At 67.3% G+C, this 20,612-nt stretch carries 21 protein-coding genes; 11 read left to right on the forward strand and 10 right to left on the reverse strand.

Features of this window, described 5'->3' with window-relative positions; translation table 11 throughout:
• The first annotated feature begins 60 nt into the window (after positions 1-60).
• A complete protein-coding gene (locus QTI05_RS12660; protein WP_286657816.1) occupies positions 61-1,590 on the forward strand; it encodes a dipeptidase in 1,530 nt (509 codons plus the stop codon).
• Between the two features lie 162 nt (positions 1,591-1,752).
• On the opposite strand, the gene QTI05_RS12665 is transcribed toward QTI05_RS12660, so the two are convergent.
• The gene (locus tag QTI05_RS12665; protein WP_286624703.1) at positions 1,753-2,646 is read right to left on the reverse strand and encodes a M23 family metallopeptidase; all 894 of its coding nucleotides are present in this window, start codon (positions 2,644-2,646) and stop codon (positions 1,753-1,755) included.
• Positions 2,647-2,786: 140 nt separating this feature from the next.
• Here QTI05_RS12665 and QTI05_RS12670 point away from each other — a divergent pair, with 140 nt between their 5' ends.
• Positions 2,787-3,923 carry a sensor histidine kinase gene (locus tag QTI05_RS12670; RefSeq protein ID WP_286624702.1) on the forward strand — a complete coding sequence of 379 codons (1,137 nt, stop codon included), beginning with the start codon at positions 2,787-2,789 and terminating at the stop codon, positions 3,921-3,923.
• On the opposite strand, the gene QTI05_RS12675 is transcribed toward QTI05_RS12670, so the two are convergent.
• Positions 3,914-4,372 carry an Lrp/AsnC family transcriptional regulator gene (locus tag QTI05_RS12675; protein WP_286546994.1) on the reverse strand — a complete coding sequence of 153 codons (459 nt, stop codon included), beginning with the start codon at positions 4,370-4,372 and terminating at the stop codon, positions 3,914-3,916. The two genes, QTI05_RS12670 and QTI05_RS12675, sit on opposite strands and share 10 nt — an antisense overlap.
• A gap of 154 nt (positions 4,373-4,526) precedes the next feature.
• Between QTI05_RS12675 and metC the strand changes: the two genes are divergently transcribed.
• The 5 genes from metC to QTI05_RS12700 all read left to right on the forward strand — a co-directional run bounded on the left by metC (position 4,527) and on the right by QTI05_RS12700 (position 9,416).
• Positions 4,527-5,693 carry a cystathionine beta-lyase gene (gene metC / locus QTI05_RS12680; RefSeq protein WP_286624843.1) on the forward strand — a complete coding sequence of 389 codons (1,167 nt, stop codon included), beginning with the start codon at positions 4,527-4,529 and terminating at the stop codon, positions 5,691-5,693.
• 65 nt (positions 5,694-5,758) lie between these two features.
• Positions 5,759-6,763 (forward strand): Bug family tripartite tricarboxylate transporter substrate binding protein, encoded by a 1,005-nt coding sequence (locus QTI05_RS12685; protein ID WP_286624701.1) that lies wholly within the window; start codon positions 5,759-5,761, stop codon positions 6,761-6,763.
• Positions 6,764-6,779: 16 nt separating this feature from the next.
• Positions 6,780-8,255, forward strand: a complete 1,476-nt coding sequence (locus QTI05_RS12690) for an NAD(P)-binding domain-containing protein (RefSeq protein WP_286624700.1) — start codon at positions 6,780-6,782, stop codon at positions 8,253-8,255.
• A 22-nt stretch (positions 8,256-8,277) separates the two neighbouring features.
• Complete coding sequence (locus QTI05_RS12695; RefSeq protein ID WP_286624699.1) at positions 8,278-8,799, forward strand: CMD domain protein; 522 nt, start codon at positions 8,278-8,280, stop codon at positions 8,797-8,799.
• A complete protein-coding gene (locus QTI05_RS12700; RefSeq protein WP_286624698.1) occupies positions 8,796-9,416 on the forward strand; it encodes a peroxidase-related enzyme in 621 nt (206 codons plus the stop codon). The genes QTI05_RS12695 and QTI05_RS12700 overlap by 4 nt, the downstream gene beginning before the upstream one ends.
• Here QTI05_RS12700 and QTI05_RS12705 read toward each other — a convergent pair whose 3' ends face one another.
• The 4 genes from QTI05_RS12705 to QTI05_RS12720 all read right to left on the reverse strand — a co-directional run bounded on the left by QTI05_RS12705 (position 9,417) and on the right by QTI05_RS12720 (position 13,041).
• The gene (locus QTI05_RS12705) at positions 9,417-10,499 is read right to left on the reverse strand and encodes an NAD/NADP octopine/nopaline dehydrogenase family protein (protein ID WP_286624697.1); all 1,083 of its coding nucleotides are present in this window, start codon (positions 10,497-10,499) and stop codon (positions 9,417-9,419) included.
• Positions 10,492-11,457, reverse strand: coding sequence for a Bug family tripartite tricarboxylate transporter substrate binding protein (locus QTI05_RS12710; RefSeq protein ID WP_286624695.1), 966 nt, complete (start codon positions 11,455-11,457; stop codon positions 10,492-10,494). Before QTI05_RS12710 ends, QTI05_RS12705 begins: the two co-directional genes overlap by 8 nt.
• Before the next feature lie 67 nt (positions 11,458-11,524).
• Positions 11,525-12,085 (reverse strand): pseudouridine synthase, encoded by a 561-nt coding sequence (locus tag QTI05_RS12715; protein WP_286624693.1) that lies wholly within the window; start codon positions 12,083-12,085, stop codon positions 11,525-11,527.
• Complete coding sequence (locus tag QTI05_RS12720; protein ID WP_286624691.1) at positions 12,082-13,041, reverse strand: AraC family transcriptional regulator; 960 nt, start codon at positions 13,039-13,041, stop codon at positions 12,082-12,084. Before QTI05_RS12720 ends, QTI05_RS12715 begins: the two co-directional genes overlap by 4 nt.
• 96 nt (positions 13,042-13,137) lie before the next feature.
• Between QTI05_RS12720 and QTI05_RS12725 the strand changes: the two genes are divergently transcribed.
• Positions 13,138-13,875 carry an SDR family oxidoreductase gene (locus QTI05_RS12725; protein ID WP_286624690.1) on the forward strand — a complete coding sequence of 246 codons (738 nt, stop codon included), beginning with the start codon at positions 13,138-13,140 and terminating at the stop codon, positions 13,873-13,875.
• On the opposite strand, the gene QTI05_RS12730 is transcribed toward QTI05_RS12725, so the two are convergent.
• Entirely contained in the window at positions 13,859-14,617 is a 759-nt protein-coding gene (locus QTI05_RS12730) for an SDR family oxidoreductase (RefSeq protein ID WP_286624688.1), read from the reverse strand. The two genes, QTI05_RS12725 and QTI05_RS12730, sit on opposite strands and share 17 nt — an antisense overlap.
• 64 nt (positions 14,618-14,681) lie before the next feature.
• Here QTI05_RS12730 and QTI05_RS12735 point away from each other — a divergent pair, with 64 nt between their 5' ends.
• A complete protein-coding gene (locus QTI05_RS12735; RefSeq protein ID WP_286624686.1) occupies positions 14,682-15,710 on the forward strand; it encodes a GlxA family transcriptional regulator in 1,029 nt (342 codons plus the stop codon).
• On the opposite strand, the gene QTI05_RS12740 is transcribed toward QTI05_RS12735, so the two are convergent.
• The 3 genes from QTI05_RS12740 to QTI05_RS12750 form a co-directional block, all read right to left on the reverse strand.
• Complete coding sequence (locus QTI05_RS12740) at positions 15,680-16,879, reverse strand: Fic family protein (protein WP_286624685.1); 1,200 nt, start codon at positions 16,877-16,879, stop codon at positions 15,680-15,682. The two genes, QTI05_RS12735 and QTI05_RS12740, sit on opposite strands and share 31 nt — an antisense overlap.
• Positions 16,880-16,947: 68 nt before the next feature.
• On the reverse strand, positions 16,948-17,328 hold the full coding sequence (locus QTI05_RS12745) for a hydroxyisourate hydrolase (RefSeq protein WP_286547007.1): 381 nt from the start codon (positions 17,326-17,328) through the stop codon (positions 16,948-16,950).
• A 183-nt stretch (positions 17,329-17,511) separates the two neighbouring features.
• The gene (locus tag QTI05_RS12750) at positions 17,512-19,317 is read right to left on the reverse strand and encodes a glutamine--tRNA ligase/YqeY domain fusion protein (RefSeq protein ID WP_286624683.1); all 1,806 of its coding nucleotides are present in this window, start codon (positions 19,315-19,317) and stop codon (positions 17,512-17,514) included.
• A gap of 136 nt (positions 19,318-19,453) precedes the next feature.
• On the opposite strand from QTI05_RS12750, the gene QTI05_RS12755 reads away from it, so the two are divergent.
• A complete protein-coding gene (locus QTI05_RS12755) occupies positions 19,454-19,798 on the forward strand; it encodes a hypothetical protein (RefSeq protein WP_286624682.1) in 345 nt (114 codons plus the stop codon).
• Between the two features lie 208 nt (positions 19,799-20,006).
• Positions 20,007-20,591, forward strand: a complete 585-nt coding sequence (locus QTI05_RS12760) for a Dps family protein (RefSeq protein ID WP_286547013.1) — start codon at positions 20,007-20,009, stop codon at positions 20,589-20,591.
• Positions 20,592-20,612: the final 21 nt, after the last annotated feature.

A 20,612-nucleotide genomic window follows, 5' to 3' on the forward strand; every position in this document is an offset into this window, starting at 1 on the left:
TGCTCGACCGCTGTCGACTCTCAGTCAGTTCTGAACTCCGAAACAGGGGACGGCGTTCGCTTGGCACCGCATCTGCCTGCTCTTTCCAGCCTTGCTCGCCCTGCTGACCTTCAACTCGAAGTTGGTCGGATCGATCATTCCAACAGGAGCTTCCACGTGACCAGGCCGATAGCAATGCAAGTGAGAGACCGGGCGTCGACAAAATTTTCCGAGCTCGCCGCCGTGATCGATGGCGAAGTTTTAGAAGTGCAGGGGTGGATCGCGCCGTTTTCTGTGCAGGCTGAAGCCGACTACTTCGCGCTGGTCGAAGACCCTTCGTGCTGCCTCGACTGTCTGCCGGCAGACGCTACTCGGCGAATTGAAGTATTTGCCAAGGTTCCTGTGGCCATCACCGGCTCTCGGATTCGCTTGAGAGGGACGCTGCACCACTTGCGGAGCGACGAAGCCGGCTGGCGCTTTCAACTCCGGGGCGCGCGGTTGGTCGAGGTAGAAAATGGCGAAGATGGTGCGTTCAATCGACGCCAGGTATTGAAGGCGACAACCCTGGCTTGCCTAGCCGCCGCGAACCTCGAAGCGTTTGCCGCCCTGGCAACGCAAGTGTCAGAAGCAGAAGCGCGCAAGTCGATCGAGGACATGGCGACGGTAGATGTGCACTCGCATGCCGGCGGTGTTATTGGATTGCGCCGTGTCAACGACGACGATCCGTTCACGCCGGTCGCAGACCCCATGCGCGAGGGCGGCATGGCGGTGGTTTGCCTGGCCACCGTGTCCGATTCACCCACGCACCACGTGACCGCAGATCGTCGCATCAGGCCCTTTCGTGCTCCGGAACCTGGGGAGCTGTACGCCTACGGGCAGCGGTCATTCAAGCGTATTCACGAGTTGGCGCATGCTCAGAATTTGACCTTGATCAAGAACGCTGCCGCCCTCGTGCTGGCCCGCAGTGATCGGCCCTCGGTCATCGTCAGCGCAGAAGGCGGCGACTTCCTCGAGGGAAAGACGGACCGCGTAGATGAGGCGTACGACCACTGGGCGTTGCGGCATCTTCAGTTGGTGCACTATCGCGTCAACGCACTTGGCGACATCCAGACTGAACCGACGGTGCACGGCGGCCTGACCGACTTTGGCGCGGAAGTCATCAAACGCTGCAACCGGTTGGGCATCGTGGTGGACGTGGCGCACGGCACCTACGATCTGGTAAAGCGAGCGGCAGGTGTGACGACCAAGCCGCTGGTCCTGTCTCATACATCGCTGTCGTCGCAGCCCGGACCCCGCAGTCGTCTCGTTTCCGCAGAACACGCGCACGTGGTCGCCGATACGGGTGGTCTCGTCGGCATCTGGCCTCCCGCTAGCATCTTCCCCGACATGCCCGCATTGGCTGCGGGCATGGCGAGGATGGTGGATGCGATCGGTATCGATCACGTCGGCCTTGGGAGCGACATGCGAGGCCTTGTCGGTCCGTCCGTTTTCTCGTCGTACCGGGATCTCCCGCTTTTGGCGCAGGCGCTGCTCGCGCATGGCTTTCAAGTCCCGGACGTTCGAAAGCTTCTCGGCGGAAACTACGTGCGCGTCTTTTCCGCAAATCTTTAGCTTCCAGGCGAACGTCGAAGCGAACTATTGAGCCTTGTTCTCTGAACGGGTGGTCTCGGCGGTCGAGGTTGATTCGGGGCGAGTGGCCGTGTCCCGGATGGCGAACGAGCAGCGACATTGATGGTGCGGCTGTGGCCGGGCGCGCAGGCCGCGCGCTGAACCTCAGGCCGCGATGAACAGCGCCGGATCCACCATCGCGCGGTTCAGCATCACCGACCAGTGCAGGTGCGGCCCGGTCACGCGGCCGGTGGCGCCCACCGCACAGAAGCGCTCGCCGGTCTTGAGCACATCGCCCGGCTTCACGTCGACGGCGCTCAGGTGGCAGTACATGCTCAGCAGCCCGCCGCCGTGATCGAGCCACACCGTGCCGCCGTTGAAGAAATAGTCGCCGGTGTCGATCACGCGTCCCGGCAGCGGCGCCAGCACCGGTGTGCCAGTACCGGCGGCGATGTCCATGCCGCTGTGCGGATTGCGCGACTGCCCGTTGAACACGCGCCGCAGCCCGAACGAGCTGGAGCGCCGGCCCGGCACCGGCACGCGCATGCGCAGTTCCTGCAACTGGGGCTCGGTGAAGGTGGCCATGACGGTGGCCAGGTGCGCGCGCTCGCGGTTGTAGCGCGCCTCGTCCTCGGGCGACAGATCCACCGTGCCGGGCGCCACCTTGAGGCGCTGCTCGCTGTACTGCTTGGGCGCCACCATGTAGGCGAGCTCGCGCGTTGCGCCGCCTTCGGCCTGCTGCACCGAGATGCGCGCCTCGCCGGGGGCGGTGGCCAGCGGGATGCCGACCAGGGCCGTCCATTCGATCGCGTCGCCGAGCACTAGCAGGGGCAGCTCACCGTCGCGCGCCAGCGGCCGCGCCGCTGCAGGGCCCAGCGACAGCCGCGCGATGCCGCCCGGCACCTGCGCCGCGCGCGGCCACACGGCCGGCGGCGGCGGGGCCGGTCGAGCCTTGCCGCGCGCCAGGGGCAGCGCCAGCAGCGCCGCCGCGCCGAGCAGGGCGGAGCGGCGGTTCAGAGGGGAGGGGGGTGGGGCGAATGGGGCGCGCTGACGGGACATGCCACCAGTCTAGCGAGCCGCCTTCGTGCGCTAGCCGACAATAGCCGCTGTTTGCGCCTGTCGGCGCCAGGAAGAATGCCATGATCACCCACCCCACCGCGGCCCCGGCGCCGCGAAGCAACCCGCAGGCTTGAGTCGGCGTGCGTCTTGCAGAATTCATCCTTGCCAACCGTGAAGCCATCCTGGAAGAGTGGACGGCGTTCGCCCGCACCAACCAGCCGGCGGACCGGAACCTGAGCGAACAGGCGCTGCGCGACCACGCGTCCCAGATCCTGACCGAGATCGTCGTCGACATGGGTCGGCCGAAAGAGGACGACGCGCGCCAAGGCGCGAAGGATCCCGTCGTGCCCGAAGCCAGAGGCTCGGAGGGGCCGGCGCGTGCCCACGCGAAGCAGCGCGCGCGCAACGGCTTCGAGATCAGCCAGATGGTGGCCGAGTACCGCGCCTTGCGCGCAACCATCCTGCGCCTCTGGGTCGCCAGCCACACGACGTTCTCGAGCCACGATGTCGAAGACCTGACGCGCTTCAACGAGGCCGTGGACGAGGCGCTCGCCGAGTCGCTCAAGTTCTTTCTGGTGGAGGTCGACCACGCGCGCGATCTGTTCCTTGGCGTGCTGGGGCACGACCTGCGCGGGCCGCTCAGCATCATCGCGAGCTGCGCCCAGCTGGAGGCGCGCAGCCGGCCCGACGGCGACCCGAAGAGCAGGGCCACCATCACGCTGCGCAGCGTGGCCCACATGAAGGCGCTGCTGGACGATCTGGTCGAATACGCCCGCAATCGCCTGGGCGCCAAGGTCGCCATCCAGCCCGACACGGTCGATCTCGACAAGTTCACGCGCGAGACCATCGAAGAGATCCTCGCCATCCACCCGGAGCGCGTGATCGATCTCGACATCCGTGGCAACCTGCAGGGCCACTGGGATGTCCACCGGCTGCACCAGGTCGTGGCCAACCTGATCTTCAATGCGCTGAAGTACGGCGAAGCCGAAAAACCGATCGCCATCACCCTGGACGGAACCGCGGCCGACGAGGTGGTGCTCGCGGTGCACAGCATCGGCGCCACGATCTCCCCCGGGGTCTTGCCCACCATCTTCGAGCCGCTGGTGCGCGACGTCGACGACGTGGCCTGGCAGGCGTCGGGCGCCAACATGGGGCTCGGCCTCTATGCCGCCCACGAAATCGTGACCGCGCATTCGGGCGTCATCAGCGTCACGTCGACCGACGAAGACGGCACCCGCTTCGAGGTGCGGCTGCCGCGCATCAACTCTCAGGCGTAGTCGAGCGGCAGCGCGGTGGTGTACTTGATCTGCTCCATCGCGAAGCTCGAACTCACGTCGGACAGCTCGATCTCCCGGATCAGCCGCTGGTAGACCGCGTCGTAGCCCTTGATGTCGGGGACCACCACGCGCAGCAGGTAGTCGACATCGCCGCTCATCCGGTAGAACTCGACGATCTGCGGAATGGCCGCGACCACGGCCGTGAAGCGCTGGAACCAGCGTTCGTTGTGCTCGCTGGTGCGAACCGACACGAAGACGGTGACGCCCACGTTCAGCTTGTCCGGATCGAGCAGCGCCACCCGCTGCCGGATGTAGCCCTCGCGCTCCAGCCGCTGGATGCGGCGCCAGCAGGGCGTGGCCGACAGGCTGACGCGCTCGCTGATCTCCTGCAGCGACGCAGCGGCATTGACTTGCAGCATTTCGAGGATGGATTTGTCGACTTTGTCCATGAATGGCGTATTTGTTCGAAGAATCTGGAGCTGAGAGCAAGATTTTGCTACCGCAGCGCCATTCGAGGCAATTTCAGCAAAACAAACCCGGCCTTGGTTTTCTAGACTGGCTTCGTCCACAACAGCGTTTGCGCGAAAGTCCGTTGCCTTGACCATCTTCGAATCCGAAACCTGCCTGGTGCGTACCGGGCGCAGCTCTTCCAGCCACCACGGCATGGTCAACACGCCGGTCTTTCGCGGCTCCACCATCCTGTCGAGTTCGCTCAGCGAATGGGAGTCGCGCAAGCTGCCGGGCAACCCGTATGCCTCTTACGGCCGCTTCGGAACGCCGACCACCCGCGCGCTCGAGACCGCCATCGCCGAGCTGGAAGGTGGCCACCAGGCCATTGTGTTTCCGTCCGGGCTGGCGGCCTGCACGCACAGCCTGCTGGCCTTTCTGAAGCCCGGCGACCACGCCTTGATCACCGACAGCGTGTACGGCCCGACCCGCGCCTTTGCGCTCACCGTGCTCCGGCGCTTCGGCATCGAGGTCGAATTCTTCGACCCGCTGGCCGGCTGCGACATCCGCCGGCAGATGCGGCCGACGACGCGTGTGGTGTTCGTCGAATCGCCAGGCTCCACCACGTTCGAGGTGCAGGACATCCCGGCCATCGCGCACGAGGCGCACAGGGTCGGTGCCTTCGTGGTGATGGACAACACCTGGGCCAGCCCGCTCTTCTTCAAGCCGTTCGAGCACGGCGTGGACGTGTCGATCCAGGCTGCCACCAAGTACATCGTGGGCCACTCCGATGCGCTGCTCGGCGCGGTAACGGCCAACGAGCGGGCCTGGCCCCTGCTGCAGCAGACCGCCCACGATTTCGGCCAGACCGCAGGGCCCGACGACCTGTACCTGGCGCTGCGCGGCCTCCGCAGCCTCTCGGTGCGGCTGCACCGGCACTGGGAGAATGGCGTGCTGCTCGCGGAGAGCATGGCACGCCATCCGATGGTGGCGCAGGTGCTGCACCCGGCGCTGCAGGACGATCCGGGCCATGCGCTCTGGCGGCGAGACTTCAAGGGCGCGAGCGGCCTGTTCGCAGTAGCCCTGCAACCGGTAGGCCGCGCGGCATTGGGTATCTTCTTCGACAGCCTCGAATTGTTCGGCATCGGCCTGTCGTGGGGTGGCTTCGAGAGCCTGGCCCTGCCGATGGATCCGCCGACCCGCGCGGTTCGTCCGTGGACGCATGAAGGCCCGTTGCTGCGCATCCACGCAGGGCTGGAGTCGTGCAACGATCTGATGCGCGACATGCAATCCGCGCTCGACCGGATGCAGCGGCACTGCTGAAGCGCCGCGGCCCGCGCACGGACATTGCGTCGCCCGGTTATTCCTTCAACTTTCAGAGAGTCCAGATGAACGCCTTTCGCCACCCCTGCCAGCGCGCCGCACTGTGCCTGGCATTTGCCGCTTCGCTCGTCGTGCCGGCCCTGCCGGCCGCGGCCGAAGAGTGGCCGACCAAGCCGGTCACGATGATCATGGGCTTCCCGGCCGGCTCCGGCGTGGACGTCGTCGCCCGTGCCATCCAGGAGCCGCTCGGCAAGCAGTTGGGGCAGCCCGTCGTCATCGACTACAAGTCCGGCGCCGCCGGCAACATCGCCAGCGAGTACGTGGCCAACTCGAAGCCGGACGGCTACACCCTCGTCTTCGGCACGGCCGCGACGCACGGCAGCAATGCCGCGCTCTACAAGAAGCTGCCGTTCGACGTGGAAGCCGACTTCGTGCCGGTCGCGCCGGTGCTCGACGTCTCGAACGTGCTCATGGTGAATCCCGAGGTCATCGACGCGAAGACGCTGAAGGAGTTCGTCGACCTGGTCAAGGCCAACCCCGGCAAGTACAACTACGCCTCCACCGGCAACGGTGCCGGCACACACATGGCCTTTGCCGAGTTCAATTCGCGGCTGGGCCTCAACATGATCCACGTGCCCTACAAGGGCGGGCCGGAGGCCATCCTGTCGGTGGTGCGCGGCGAGACCTGCTGCATCATGAACCAGGTGCAGACGGCGCTGCCGCAGCTCAAGGCCGGCAAGGTGCGGCTGCTGGGCGTGACCACCGTCAAGCCGGTTCCGGCCGTGAGCGATGTGCCGACCATCGCATCGAGCGGGCTGCCAGGCACCAAGGGCTTCGACAGCGCCATCTGGTTCGCCGTGTTTGCGCCCAAGGGAACCGACCCGGCCATCGTCAACAAGCTCAACGCCGCTATCCGCACGGTGATGGAGCAGCCCGAGCTGCGGGCCAAATTCGAAAGCCAGGGCAACACCGTGCGCATCGAAACCCCGGCGCAGTTCAAGCAGACCGTGCATGCCAACCGGCTGAAGTGGGCAGAGGTTGCCAAGACTGCCAACATCAGCCTGGACTGAACCCACCATCCTCCCCATGAAACCCGATCCTTCTTTCCTCTCATCGCCCGACGGTCTGGCCGCGCTCGAACGGCGCCTTGCCAAAGACCTCGAATGGCTCGGCTGGCCGGCACGCGACTGGATGCCGCCGTGCCTGCATGCCGGTGAAGCGGTGCTCGACGTGGCGATCATCGGCGGCGGCCAGGCCGGCCTGGCCGCCGCCGTCGGCCTCGCGCAGCTGGGTATCCGCGCCGTGGTGTTCGACCGTGCAAGCGCCGGCTTCGAAGGCCCCTGGGCCACCACCGCGCGCATGGAGACGCTGCGCTCGCCCAAGGAACTCACCGGCCCGGCCATGGGCCTGCCGGCACTCACGTTCCGCGCCTGGTTCGAGGCGCAGTTCGGGCTGGACGCCTGGACGGCGATGGACAAGATCCCGCGGCTGCAATGGATGGACTACCTGCGCTGGTACCGGCGCGTGATGGCGGTGGACGTGCGCAACGACACGCAGGTGGTCGCCATCCATCCGCGTGCCGACGCGCTGGTTGGCCTCGACCTGCAGACGCCCGATGGCGCCCGCAGCGTGCTGGCGCGCCGCGTCGTGCTGGCCACCGGCCGCGACGGCCTGGGCGGCCCGACGGTGCCGGCCTTCGTGCGCGGGCTGCCGCGGGGCAAGTGGGCCCACTCCTCGGACGAGATGGATTACGACAGCCTCGCCGGCCTGCGCGTCGGCGTGATCGGTGCCGGTTCGTCGTCGATGGACAGCGCCGCCACGGCGCTGGAAGCCGGCGCGCGCAGCGTCGACCTGCTGATCCGGCGCGACGACCTGCCGCGCGTCAACAAGGGCAAGGGCGCCGGCGTGCCGGGCCTCACGCAGGGCCACTACGACCTGCCCGACGAATTCAAGTGGCGCGTGCGCCATTACATCAACGTCGCGAACGTGCCGCCTCCGCGCGGCAGTACCCAGCGTGTTTCGAGCCACGCCAACGTGCGCTTCAATTTCGGCTGCCCGATCCGCGGCGTCGAGATGGTGGGCGACGCGCTGGCCATCTCGACGCCCAGGGGCGATTTCGAGGTCGACTTCCTGATCGTCGCCACCGGTTTTCGCATCGACTGGTTCAGCCGGCCCGAGTTCGCGGCCATCGCGCCGCACATCCGCGCCTGGAAAGACCGGTTCGTGCCCGCGCCGGGCAACGAAGACGAAGAACTGGCCGACTCGCCCGACCTGGGGCCGGCCTTCGAGTTGCAGGAAAAATCCGCCGGCGCATGCCCGGGGCTCGACCGCATCCACTGCTTCTGCTACCCGGCCGCCTTGTCGCATGGCACCGTGTCGGGCGACATCCCGGCCATCAGCGATGGCGCAAAGCGCCTGGCAAGCGGCCTGGCCAGCCTGTTCTACCGCGAGGACTTCGAGCAGCATTTCGCAAACCTCGAGGCCTACGACGAACCTGAACTGCTCGGCGACGAATGGGTGCCGGCACCACCGCCCGCTGCGCGCACCGTTTCTCTTGTTTGACCACAGCCATCCACACAACGACATGACATCTTCTGCACCGACGCCCGACGACGTGATCGACCAGGCCGTTCCGCTGGCCCCGGACCATCCCCTCTACGCACTGCGGCGCGAGCGACCCAAGGTCGTCGCCTCCACGCAGGGCAGCTACGAGGGCATGTTTTCGCCGGCGGTGCAGGGCATCTCCGTGACCGAGCGGTTGCTGGTGGCGCTGCATGCATGCCGGCTGTCGAAGGCCGACAGCCTTGCCGCGCACTACCGCAGCCGCCTGGTGGCTGACGGTGCCGATGCCGCCCTGGTCGATGCCGTCGCCAGCGGCAACGCAACGCCGCCGGCCGATGCACGCCTGCAGACGATCCTGGGGTTCACCGCCAAGCTGATCGACCGCCCGATCGAGGGCGACCGCGCGGCGATCGATGCGCTCTTGCGTGCCGGCCTCAGCACCCCTGCCGTCGTTGCGCTGGGCCAGCTGATCGCGTTTCTGTCGTACCAGATCCGCGTGGTTGTCGGCCTGCAGGCCATGGCCGAAGCGGGGGCAGCAGCATGAGCGCCGTACTCGCGAGCACGCCGATCCGCAGCCACGGCTTCACCAACGAGGTGCTCGGCTGGAAGGCCTGGCTCGAGACGGTCGACCTCGCCACCGCGAGCCCGGAGCAGATCGCTGCGCTGGAAGAAATGAGCCCGCAGGCCAAGCAGTCCGCCTACTTCCTGCTGCTGGCGCACCAGCCCGAAATGCTGCTGCAGCGCTCGATTGCCTTCAACGCCATCATGTTCGCGCCCGGCGGCATGCCACGCGCCGAACGCGAGCTGGGGGCCACGGTGGAGTCTCGCCTCAACGGCTGCGTCTACTGCGCGTCGGTTCACGCCCAGCGCTTCGAACAACTGGCCAAGCGCAACGACGTGATCGCGCAGTTGTTCGAAGACCCTCTTTCGGCCGGCACCACGCCGCGCGAGCAGGCCATCGTCAAGTTCTCGGCCGAACTCGCGCTGAAGCCCGATGCACTTTCGGCCGAACACGTGCGCGCGCTGCGTCACGCCGGGCTGAGCGACATGGAAGTGCTCGACCTGGTGCATGCCGTGGCGCTTTTCGCATGGGCCAATCGGCTCATGCTCAACATGGGCGAGCCGATTTTTCCTGAAGCGGCGGCAGTGGCGGCGGCCTGATCAGCGCAGCCGGGCCTGCAGGCCCGCGACCGTTTCGGCCGCGAGGCCGAGCGGCTCGAGCAGGTCGTTGTCCAGCGCATGGTCGCGGCCGGCCACCATTGCAGCACTGTCCACCATCGTGCGGGTCGCCGGCATCGGCACGCCCGCCACGCGGCCCAGCGCCTGCAGAAACACCAGCCCGTACGGAATGTCTTCCGTCAGAAAACGCGTGTCCAGCCGGGTCGGCCCGGGCGGGCCGCCGCGCTGCGCGTGCAGCTCGTCCGCGATGTCCTGCAAGCGCGTGGAGGTGGTGCCGAAGGAGCGCGCGAAATGCGCCTCGACACTGCCGACCTCGATGCCGAAGGCCGCGGCCAGCGCGCGCCGCTCGGCGTCCAGTGTCTCGATCACCCGCGCCACGCCCGGCGTGAGGCAGTGGTACTGCGGCCAGGCCTCGGCGCGTTCGATGCGCGTCCAGTTGAACAGCGCCAACGGCACATGGGTGCCGGGGTTGACGTTGGACAGGGCGCTGGCCAGCGCATTCGACTGCGCCGAGAAGCCGTCGCCGAAGAGCGCGGTGCACAGCGTCACCGCAGCACCCGTCTGCGCCTGCGGCAGCGCCGAGACGCCCACCGCGCTGCGCCGCATCATGATGCGCACATGCCCGGGCGACGCGCGGCGCGCGGTCAACACCGTGGTGTTGAAGCTGACGACAGTCACGCGCCTGCCGGCACGCAAGGCGCTCTCGTGCAGGTAGAGGGCCGACAGCGATGCCATCGAACTGACGATCACCACCTGCCCGTCACGCAGCCATGGCAGCAGCGCATCCATCACGCGGCGGTGGCCGTTGGCCGGCACGGCAACCAGCAGCACGTCGCTCTCGCGGCAGAGTTGGGCCGGGTCGTCCGCCACCTGCACCGCCAGCGTGCCCTGGTGCAGCCCTTCGGCATGCAGCGGGTTCGTGCGCAAGGCTTCGGTGCCGGCGCCGCCGGGCGACCACAGCATGGCGCCGTGCCCGGCCCGCACCAGCCAGGCCGCACTGGCGAGCGCGATGGCGCCGGCGCCCGCGATGCCGACGCGCTGGCGCTGCGCTGCTTCTTCAATCAATCTTGATGCCGCCGAGCTTGACGACGTTGGCCCAGCGCTGGCTGTCTTCAGCGATGACCTTGTCGAGCTCTGCGCTGCCGCCGCAGGTGCTGACCGCGCCGAGCTGGGCAAAGTGCTGCTTCGTCTCGGGCAACTGGCACACCTCGAGCAGCGCGGCCGAGAGCTTTTTCACCTGTTCGGCCGGCATGCGGGCCGGCGCCATCACGCCCACCCAGATCGGCACCTCCATGCCGCGCAGCTTGGCGGCTTCGCCCACCGTGGGCGGATTGCCGAGCGTTGGCAGGTGCGCCTTCGAGAAGGTGCCGAGCACGCGGGCCTTGCCGCTCTGGACCATCGGATCGATCGACGCGGCGCTGGTGACGATCATGGCAACCTGCCCGCCCATCAGGTCGGTCAGGGCAGGGGCAGCACCGCGGTAGGGAACGTGCAGCAGCGTGACGCCGGCGGCCTGGCCCAGCAGCGCACCGGTGAGATGCGACACCGTGCCGTTGCCGGTGGAGGCGTAGGTCACCTGGCCGGGGCGTGCCTTCGCATCGCGCAGCGCGTCGGCCAGCGTCTTGTAGGCGCTGTCGGAGCGCACCGCCACCGTCATCGGCGTGTCTGCGATCAGGGCCACCGGCACCAGGTCGTGCCGCGGGTCGTAAGGCAGCTTGGACTGGAGTTGCGGCGCGACCGTGATGGCGCCGCCGGTGGCCATCAGCACCGTGGCGCCATCGGTGGCCTTGGCCACTGCATCGGCGGCCACGATGCCGCCCGCGCCCGCCTTGTTGTCGACGATGACCGTGCCGCCCAGCTTGCCGGTGAGCTTGGCGCCGAGGTAGCGCGCGATCACGTCCTGCGCACCACCGGGCGCAAACGGCACCACGATGCGCAGCGGCTTGCTGTCGGTTTGCGCCATGAGCGGCGAAAGCGGCGCGAGTGCCAGGCAGGCCGCCAGCCCGAGGAAAAGTTTTTTCAAACGCAGCTTCATCATCACTCCAGACAAAAACGAGAACCCTGCGAATTCCGGGCCCGATGCCTCCAGCTTAAAGCGCTGCGTCGCCCGACCAGCTTCCGGGTGCCAGCCCGTCCAGCGTGTGGGGCCCGATCGCGGCGCGAATCAGGCGCAGCGTCGGCAGCCCCACGGCCGCCGTCATGCGGCGCACCTGGCGGTTGCGGCCTTCGCGGATGGCCAGCTCCAGCCAGGCCGTGGGAATGCTGCGGCGTTCGCGGATCGGCGGCTGCCGCTCCCACACATCGGGCGGCGGATCGAGCAGGCGCGCACGCGCCGGGAGGGTCATGCCGTCGTTGAGCTCAACGCCCGCGCGCAAGGCGGCCAGTGCCGCATCGGTCGGCACGCCTTCCACCTGCACCCAGTAGACCTTTTCCATCTTGAAGCGCGGATCGGCGATGCGGGCCTGCAGCCTGCCGTCGTCGGTGAGCAGCAGCAGCCCCTCGCTGTCGGCATCGAGGCGGCCGGCCACGTAGATGCCCGGGATGTCGATGAAGTCCTTCAGCCCGCGCCAGCGGCCCTCTGGCGTGAACTGGCTGAGCACGCCGTAGGGCTTGTTGAAGCGGATCAGGCGGCTCGCGGGGGCAGGTGTCATGGCGAGGCAGCATAGCGTCGAGCCATCGCCTGGGACGCGCCATAACCGCCCGCTGCTCGGTAGCGCCCGGGGCTTTGCCCCATCGTGCGCTTGAAGGCAGAACTGAACGCGGTGTCGGAGCCATAGCCGACACTCTCGGCAATAACGGAGAGGCTCTTGTCGCCCGCTCTCAGGGCCGCGCCCGCGACTGCCATGCGCCAGTCGATCAGGTAGCGCAGCGGCGGCACTCCGACCCGCGCCTTGAAGCGCTCGGTGAAAGCCGTGCGCGACATCGCAACCGCCGATGCGAGTTCCTCGACGATCCAGCGGCGGGCGATGTCGGCGTGCATCAGGCCCAGGGCCGCACCGATCTTCGGGTCGGCAAGGGCGCCCAGCCAACCGGGCGTGTGAACACCCGAGGCCAGGTGCACCCGCAGGATCTGCACGAGCACCATGTTCGCGAGATTCGTGGCGACGACCGCGGCACCGGGCCCTGCGGTCGCCGTCTCGAGACGGAGAAGCTCGAGCAGGGCGCGCAGCGGCGCGGCACTTTCGGAAGCGGCCCGCACGTGAATCAGCGGCGGCAGCAGCTGCAGGAGCAGATCACCGGTGTCATCGTCGAAGACGAAGCGGCCTCCCGCCGCACTGGCCTTCTCGCCCGCTTCGCCATGGCGAACGATCCCGTCCGGGCCAAGGCAGGCGGCGAGGATTTCACGCCCATCGACAGGCGCCAGTGCCGGGTCGCTGCCCGTGCAATAGGGCTGCCCGCGTGTCAGCAGGAAGAAATCTCCCGTCCCGAGATGGACTGGCGGCGCCCCGTCCTCGGTCCACAGCCAGAACGATCCTTCCATGACGCCGCCAAACTTGGCGTGCGGGAGGCCCGAAAACCGCATCGCCCAGGCGCCGCGCACCTCGATACACGCCGACAGCACGCTGTCGACCTTGAGCAGGGAAAAGACGTCCGACAGCGGGTCCATGAAGTCCGTACGTTCAATGAAGAATGGCGGCGAATCGATAGGGGCGGAATCGACCGACGCGCCACATCATGCAGCTTGTCTGCAAAGGAACGCGTCATGCCAGGAATCAGAAACAAGATCATCGCCATCACGGGCGCCAGCAGCGGCATCGGCGAGGCGACCGCGTTGTTGTTGGCCTCGCGTGGCGCAAAAGTCGTGCTCGGTGCGCGCGGCCTGAACCGCCTCGAGGCCCTGGTCGCCCGCATCGCGGAGGCGGGCGGTGAAGCCGTCTGCGCCCCTACCGACGTGACCCGGCGCGACGACCTGTCGCAGCTTGTCGGCCTGGCGTGCGAGCGCTATGGAAAGCTCGACGTGCTTGTCAGCAACGCCGGCATCGGGCCGATTTCACCGCTCGACGATCTGCGCGTCGAGGATTGGGAGGCCATGGTCGACATCAACATCAAGGGTGTGCTGTACGGCATCGCCTCGGCACTGCCCGTGTTCCGCGCGCAGGGCTCCGGCCACTTCGTCAACATCGCGTCGACCGCGGCGCATCGTATCGTGCCGAACATGGCGGTCTATGCCGGCACCAAGCTGGCGGTGCGTGCGATCTCGGAGGGCTTGCGGCAGGAGGCTGGCGAGAAACTGCGCGTGACGGTCATTTCACCGGGCTTCACGCGGACGAACTTCGCGGAATCCATGACCGACCCGGCGCTGAAGGCGCAGACCCTCGCATCCATGGACAAGTTCGCGATATCGCCGGAGGCGATCGCACGAGCCATCGCCTTCGCGATCGAACAACCCGCCGACGTGGACGTCGGCGAGATCGTCGTCCGTCCTACTGCACAGGGCTAGCCTGTCGGGCCAGCCAGGTCTCGAGGGTGATCGAACCGAGCCACGGCTTGTCGCCCGGCGTGAGCGACTGGTCGTTCAGCTCCACGCCGAAGTACAGGGCCTTGGCATCGGGCACTACGGTGCGCGGGTCGTTGGTGGCGCTCAGGTAGCGCTGCACCATCGTGGACAGGCTCGCGCGCTCCGGCCCGGCGATTTCGACCATGCCGTTGACCGGCGCGCCCAACGTGTAGTCGGCCATCGCCGCGGCCACGTCGTCGGCCGCGATCGGCTGCAGGTGCGCGGTCGAGAGCCGCGTCGTCTGCCCCTCGGTGCCTCCCTGCGCGATGCCGCCGAGGAACTCCAGGAACTGCGTAGCCCGCACGATCGTGTAGGGGACTTTGCCGGCCTTGATCAGCGCCTCTTGCGCCAGCTTGGCGCGGAAGTAGCCGCTGGCCTGCAGCCGCTCGGTGCCGACCACCGCCAGCGCCACGTGGTGCTTCACCCCCGCAGCGACTTCTGCCGCGAGCAGGTTGCGGCCCGAGGTCTCGAAGAAGTGGAGCACGGCCTTGTCTTCGAAGGTTGGCGAATTGGCCACGTCGACCACCACCTGCGCGCCCGCGAGCGCTTCGGCCAGGCCCTCGCCGGTGAGCGTGTTGACGCCCGTGTTGGGCGAGGCCGCCACGGCCTCGTGGCCGCGCTGCTGAAGAAGCTTGACGAGCTTGCTGCCGATGAGGCCGGTGCCGCCGATGACAACGATTTTCATGAGGATTCCTTTGCGCATCTGTGTTTTGATGCCGTCATTGTGAAAGCGAACCCATCTGGCGGAAATGACGAAGACCCCTGAAATACTGCCAAACGTAACGCCAAAGCGCCCGCGCGCACGGCGCGTCTTGTTCGTCGCCTTTCCCGAGGTCGGCCTGCTCGACCTGAGCGGCGCGCAAACCGTGTTCTGGGCGGCCACCAAGGCGATGGAGGCGCGCGGCCTGAAGGGCTACGAGCGCCTGAATGCCAGCGTCGAAGGCGGCCTGGTGCGCAGTGCCGAAGGGCTCGAGCTGAACACCGCGCCGCTGTCGACGTTCCGGCCTTCGTCGGTCGACACGCTCATCGTGCCCGGCTCGCCGCACATCGAACGCGTGCTCGACCACGCCGTGCCGCTCGTCAAGTGGCTGCGCCGCGCCTCGCGCGCCACGCGCCGCACCGCGTCGGTGTGCAGCGGCGCCTTCCTGCTGGCCGCGGCCGGTCTGCTCGACGACAAGCGCGCCGCCACCCACTGGGCCATGTGCGACATGCTGGGCCAGCGCTTTCCGTCGGTGCAGGTCGACCGCGACGCCATCTTCGTGCAGCAGGGCGCGGTGTGGACGTCAGCCGGCGTCACCGCCGGCATCGACCTTGCGCTGGCGCTGGTCGAGGCCGATTGCGGCCACGAGGTGGCCATGGAGGCGGCGCGCGAGCTGGTCGTGTTTCTCAAGCGCCCCGGCGGCCAGTCGCAGTACAGCGGCATGTTGCAGGCCCAGGCCGAAGACGCCACCGCCACCTTCGACGAACTGAACCTCTGGATCGCCGGCCACCTGGATCACCCGAGGCTCGGCGTCGAGTTGCTGGCCGAGCAGGCACGCATGAGCCCGCGCAACTTTGCCCGCGTCTACAAGCAGAAGACCGGCCGCACGCCGGCCAAGGCGGTGGAAGTGTTCAGGCTGGAGGCCGCGCGGCGGCTGCTGGAAGATTCAACCCGCAACGTCGACCAGGTCGCACGCCTGTGCGGCTTCGGCGACGAGGAGCGCATGCGCGTGACCTTCCAGCGCCACCTGGGCGTGGCGCCGCGGGACTACCGGCGGCGGTTTGCGAAGGGGGGGTGATCCGGCTCATCCCGCCCATGCGCCCAACCCGGCACGCTGACGTAGTAGCGCAGCGCCTTGCCCTGGCCGGTGGTGTGCAACAAGCCATGCTGCACCAGATCCGACAGGTCGCGTGTGGCTGTGGCTTTCGACGCGTCGACCATCTTCAGATACTTCTCGACATTGAGGCCACCCAGAAAGCCGCCGTCACCCGCGAGCAGCAGGCGCTGCAGCAGCTTTCTCTGGCGCTCGTTGATGGCGGCACCCTGCGCCTGAGTGGCCCAGAAGCGCGATCGTTCGAGCGAGGCCTGGATCACCTCACCGGCCGCCACACAGGCGCGACCGAACACGTCGGCAAACCATTGAACGAAAGCTGTCACGTCGACGCCACCGCGCTGGGCCTGCGCCAGCGCGTCGTAGTAGCCACGCCGCTCGACCAGAACCTGGCGCGACAGGCTGTAGAGCCGGGTCGGTGCGCCGCTGTCCTGCGCCAGCGCCATATCGGAAACGGCGCGGCCGATGCGGCCATTGCCGTCCTCGAACGGGTGAATCGTCTCGAACCACACATGTGCGATGGCCGCCCGTGCGATCCCGTCCATCGCAGCCGGGCGACCGGGCAGGGGCGTGGTGGCCGCGAACCACTGGAGGAAGGCCTCCATCTCGCGCGGCACGTCGGCCGAAGCCGGCGCCGTGTAGTGCACGACCTCCTTGCCCAGCGCGCCGCTCACAATCTGCATCGCGTCGGCGTGGTCGCGGAAGCGGCCTACCGCGATGCGACGGATGCCTGCAGTGCCGCCCGGAAACAGCGCCGATTGCCAACGGCAGAGCCTGTCGGTGTCCAGCGGTTCGCGGAAGTTGAGCGTCGCATCCTGAATCACCTCGACCAGGCCATCGACATGGCGAAGGTGCGGCCCGCGGTCGTCCGCGCCAAGGTGCCGCAGCACGGACGAGCGCACAGCGGCCAGATCCAGCGTCTCGCCCTCGATGGCGGCGGTGGCAACCGCTTCCTGCATCCAGAGTTCCTGCGCAATGGCGTCCATCGACTCCAGCCCAATCGCCCGCGCCATGCCGTTGGCCTGGCCCTTTAATTCGCGCGCCCGCAGCAACGCAGGGCCAGCGGCTGCGAAGTCGAAATGGAGTTGCGGCCAGTCGGGCTGCTGCCAGATGTAGTGCGGAGCATGTGAAGCCATGCGCCGCATTTTAGGTTAATCGGCTCAAAAAATGAGTCGATTAATCGGGTTTTCGGCTCACCACACCCTCAAGCCGCCCCGCGAAAGCACGACAGCCCCCACGGCGTGAGCTTCACCGGCAGGTGGTAGTGCTGCGAAGCGTCGGCAATGCCGAAGCGGAACACCTGCACCTCCATGAAGGCCGGCTGCGGCAACGACGGCGTGCCGCGCGCGCGATAGTAGTCGGCCACATGCAGCCGCAACTCGTACACGCCGACGTCGAACAACCGCTCGCGCCCCTCGATGCCATCCATCACCCCATTGCGCCCGACCTTGCCCGTCGCCACCGGCGTCCAGCGCTCACCCTCGGCAGTGCCGGGCGCGCCGTCAGCGCGCACGATGTCGACCCGCATGCCCGTGGCAACGACACCGTTGGCGACATCGACCACATGGATGGAAACGGCTTGCATGTATGAAAGGCTCCTGCGCTGAGGTGGGTGGCGAAGGGATGAGAGACGCGGGCGTGCGACCCTGCTGTCACTGTCCATCCCACAAGAAGCCGACAGGATAGCGGCGCGAACAGACGGGAAGCTGAACAGCGAGTACTGCTGGCAACGCGTCGGCCTCTTTTCAGCGACTACGTAGAAGGACTGCTATTTCCCCCAGCTATCCCGCATCCCCGCAGCCCGATTGAACACAAACTTCCCGTCCTCGGCCGCCTTCGCATCCACCACAAAGTACCCATGCCGCTCGAACTGATACCCCGCGCCGCCCGCCGCCGCAGCGGCCAGTGACGGCTCCACGAACGCCGCGCAGGTCACCAGGCTCTCTTTATTGAGCTCGTCCAGCAGCTCCCCGCTGCCCGGCTGCGCCGCCGCAAACAGCCGCTCGTACAGGCGCACTTCGGCCGGCACGGCATCGGCCACGGCCACCCAGGTGATGTTGCCCTTGACCTTGATCGCGTCCGCGCCGGGCGTGCCGCTCTTGGTGTCGGGCACCAGCTTGGCTTGCACCTCCGTCAGCTTGCCGCTGGCATCGCGCGTGCCGCCGATGCATTCGATGGTGTGGCCGTATTTCAGGCGCACCTTGTTGCCGGGGAACAGGCGGAAGAAGCCCTTGGGCTGCACGTCTTCGTAGTCGGTGCGTTCGATCCACACCTCGCGGCCGATCTTGAAGCGGCGCAGGCCCCCTTCGGCGTCGCGCGGGTTCACGGGGGCGGTGCAGTCGTCGAGCACGTCGTCGCCGCCCATCAGTTCGCCCCAGTTGGTGATGACGAGCTTGACCGGGTCGAGCACGGCCATGGCGCGTGGGGCGATGGGGTCGAGGGTGTCGCGCAGCGCGGCTTCGAGGCTGGCGTAGTCGATCCAGCCGCCGGACTTGGTCACGCCGCTGCGTTCGCAGAACAGTTGCAGCGCCTCGGGCGTGTAGCCGCGGCGGCGCAGGCCGGCGAGGGTGGGCATGCGGGGGTCGTCCCAGCCGTCGACGTGCTTTTCTTCGACCAGCTGGCGCAGCTTGCGCTTGCTGGTGATGACGTGCGTGACGTTCAGGCGCGCAAATTCGTACTGGCGCGGGTGCGGGCTGGCGACGAGGCCGCCTTCGGCCAGGCGATCGAGCAGCCAGTCGTAGAACGGGCGCTGGTCTTCAAACTCCAGCGTGCAGATGGAATGGGTGATCTGCTCCAGCGCGTCTTCGATCGGGTGCGCAAAGGTGTACATCGGGTAGATGCACCACTTGTCGCCGGTGTTGTGGTGCGTGGCCCGGCGAATGCGGTAGAGCGCCGGGTCGCGCATGTTGATGTTGGGGCTCGCCATGTCGATCTTGGCGCGCAGGATGGCGGCGCCGTCTTCGAGCTGGCCGTCGCGCATGGCGCGAAAGCGGGCGAGGTTTTCGTCGGGCGTGCGGGCGCGGAACGGGCTGTGGGTGCCGGGCGTGTTGAAGTCGCCGCGGTTGTGGCGGATCTCGTCGGCGCTTTGCTCGTCCACGTAGGCCAGGCCGGCCGTGATCAGGTACTCGGCCGCGCGGTACATGAAGTCGAAGTAGTCGCTGGCAAAGTATTCGTGCGGCTGCATCGTGCCGGGCGCGCTGGGGCGGTCGGCCAGGAAGGTTTCGTAACCGAGCCACTTCACCGCGTCGCGGATGCTGTCGACGTATTCCTGCTCTTCCTTCTCGGGATTGGTGTCGTCAAAGCGCAGGTGGCATACGCCGCCGTACTCTTTGGCCAGCTCGAAGTTCAGCCAGATGCTCTTGGCATGGCCGATGTGCAGGTAGCCGTTGGGCTCGGGCGGAAAGCGCATGCGCACCTTGGCCGGGTCTTGCATGCCCTGCGCATGGTGTTGCGCGTCGCCGGGGCTGCCGCCCCATTTGCGTGCGGCGTAGGCGCCCTGTTCGAGGTCGTTTTCGATCACGTGGCGCAGGAAATTGCTCGGCTTGGCGGTGTCTTTGTCAACGGGAGAAGTCATCTGTTCATTCTAGGGGGCAGGTTTATACGGGTTACTTTTGGCAACCTTCTTCACACAAGGGAGTGCACCTGATTTGCACCTGACGCGTTCAATACCCACATCGGCGAAAATTCCGCCTGTAACCGGAGATCCCACCATGAGCTTCAACCGTTCAACCTTCTTCAAATGGTCTGCCGCCGCCGCCGTGGCTGCAGGTGCCTTGTTCACGGCTGCATCGGCCAACGCCAACGGCGTGAGCTGGTCGGTCGGCGTCAACGCCCCTGGCATCGCGGTCGGCGTGGCCCAGCCGGGCTACTACGCCCCGCCGCAGCCCGTCTACTACAACGCGCCACAGGCCTACTACGCGCCCCCGCCGCCGGTTTACTACCGCCCGGCGCCCGTGTACTACGCGCCGCCGCCGGTGTACTACCGTCCGGCACCCGTCTACTACGGCCGCGGTGACGGTTACTACCGCCATCACCACCGTCGCGACTGGCGCTGAGGCAGCCAGGCGGTAACGGGGGGCACTCCCTCGATCGCCTGCTGTCATCGCCCCCAGGATTGCCGAAGGCCGGCTCCGGAAACGGAGCCGGCTTTTTTCATGGAAAAACGGCGGCGACCGGACGGCCCCGCCACCTACGTGCAGGGCGGTGCGGGGTGGCTAAAAACGTGGTTTCCGATTCTTTCGCAACATATCCCGGAGCCAACGTATGAACACCGCCACCATGACCGAGAAGCAGCAGGCCGTGAAGCCCGACCTGAACCAGCCCAGCCACGAAACCCAGAAGTACGGCGAAATCGTCAAGCTGCCGAACGGCCTGTCTGAAAAGGTGTGCAAGGAAAGCGTGGCGCTGCTCAACCAGTGCCTGGCCGACACCATCACGCTGCGCGACATGTACAAGAAGCACCACTGGCAGGTGGTCGGCCCCACGTTCAACCAGCTGCACCTGATGTACGACCAGCATTACGAAGCCCAGGTGCTTCTGGTCGACATCCTGGCCGAGCGCATCCAGTTGCTGGGCGGCATCGCGCTGGCCATGGCGGCCGACATTGCCGAAACCACGAAGATCGAGCGCCCTCCGCGCGGCCGCGAGCCGGCTGCGGTGCAGATCAAGCGGCTGGCCAAGGCGCACGAACTCATCATCGTCGAGGCCCGCAAGGCGGCCAAAAAGGTCGACGAAGCGGGCGACGACGGCAGCAACGACGTGTTCGTGAGCAACGTGCTGCGCACCAACGAACTCCAGGTGTGGTTTCTGACCGAGCACCTGGTGGCGGCCTCGCCCGTCTCGGCCTGAGCCGCGCCATGGCCGGCTGAC

It is taken from the genome of Variovorax fucosicus, assembly GCF_030316825.1.
GTDB lineage: Bacteria > Pseudomonadota > Gammaproteobacteria > Burkholderiales > Burkholderiaceae_C > Variovorax > Variovorax fucosicus.

Bases quoted from the DNA above. Each gene is read 5' to 3' on its own strand.
- QTI05_RS12665 (WP_286624703.1), bottom strand. From the start codon at position 2,646: ATGTCCCGTCAGCGCGCCCCATTCGCCCCACCCCCCTCCCCTCTGAAC.
- QTI05_RS12675 (WP_286546994.1), bottom strand. From the start codon at position 4,372: ATGGACAAAGTCGACAAATCCATCCTCGAAATGCTGCAAGTCAATGCC.
- QTI05_RS12685 (WP_286624701.1), top strand. From the start codon at position 5,759: ATGAACGCCTTTCGCCACCCCTGCCAGCGCGCCGCACTGTGCCTGGCA.
- QTI05_RS12690 (WP_286624700.1), top strand. From the start codon at position 6,780: ATGAAACCCGATCCTTCTTTCCTCTCATCGCCCGACGGTCTGGCCGCG.
- QTI05_RS12695 (WP_286624699.1), top strand. From the start codon at position 8,278: ATGACATCTTCTGCACCGACGCCCGACGACGTGATCGACCAGGCCGTT.
- QTI05_RS12700 (WP_286624698.1), top strand. From the start codon at position 8,796: ATGAGCGCCGTACTCGCGAGCACGCCGATCCGCAGCCACGGCTTCACC.
- QTI05_RS12715 (WP_286624693.1), bottom strand. From the start codon at position 12,085: ATGACACCTGCCCCCGCGAGCCGCCTGATCCGCTTCAACAAGCCCTAC.
- QTI05_RS12720 (WP_286624691.1), bottom strand. From the start codon at position 13,041: ATGGACCCGCTGTCGGACGTCTTTTCCCTGCTCAAGGTCGACAGCGTG.
- QTI05_RS12725 (WP_286624690.1), top strand. From the start codon at position 13,138: ATGCCAGGAATCAGAAACAAGATCATCGCCATCACGGGCGCCAGCAGC.
- QTI05_RS12730 (WP_286624688.1), bottom strand. From the start codon at position 14,617: ATGAAAATCGTTGTCATCGGCGGCACCGGCCTCATCGGCAGCAAGCTC.
- QTI05_RS12735 (WP_286624686.1), top strand. From the start codon at position 14,682: ATGACGAAGACCCCTGAAATACTGCCAAACGTAACGCCAAAGCGCCCG.
- QTI05_RS12740 (WP_286624685.1), bottom strand. From the start codon at position 16,879: ATGGCTTCACATGCTCCGCACTACATCTGGCAGCAGCCCGACTGGCCG.
- QTI05_RS12745 (WP_286547007.1), bottom strand. From the start codon at position 17,328: ATGCAAGCCGTTTCCATCCATGTGGTCGATGTCGCCAACGGTGTCGTT.
- QTI05_RS12750 (WP_286624683.1), bottom strand. From the start codon at position 19,317: ATGACTTCTCCCGTTGACAAAGACACCGCCAAGCCGAGCAATTTCCTG.
- QTI05_RS12755 (WP_286624682.1), top strand. From the start codon at position 19,454: ATGAGCTTCAACCGTTCAACCTTCTTCAAATGGTCTGCCGCCGCCGCC.
- QTI05_RS12760 (WP_286547013.1), top strand. From the start codon at position 20,007: ATGAACACCGCCACCATGACCGAGAAGCAGCAGGCCGTGAAGCCCGAC.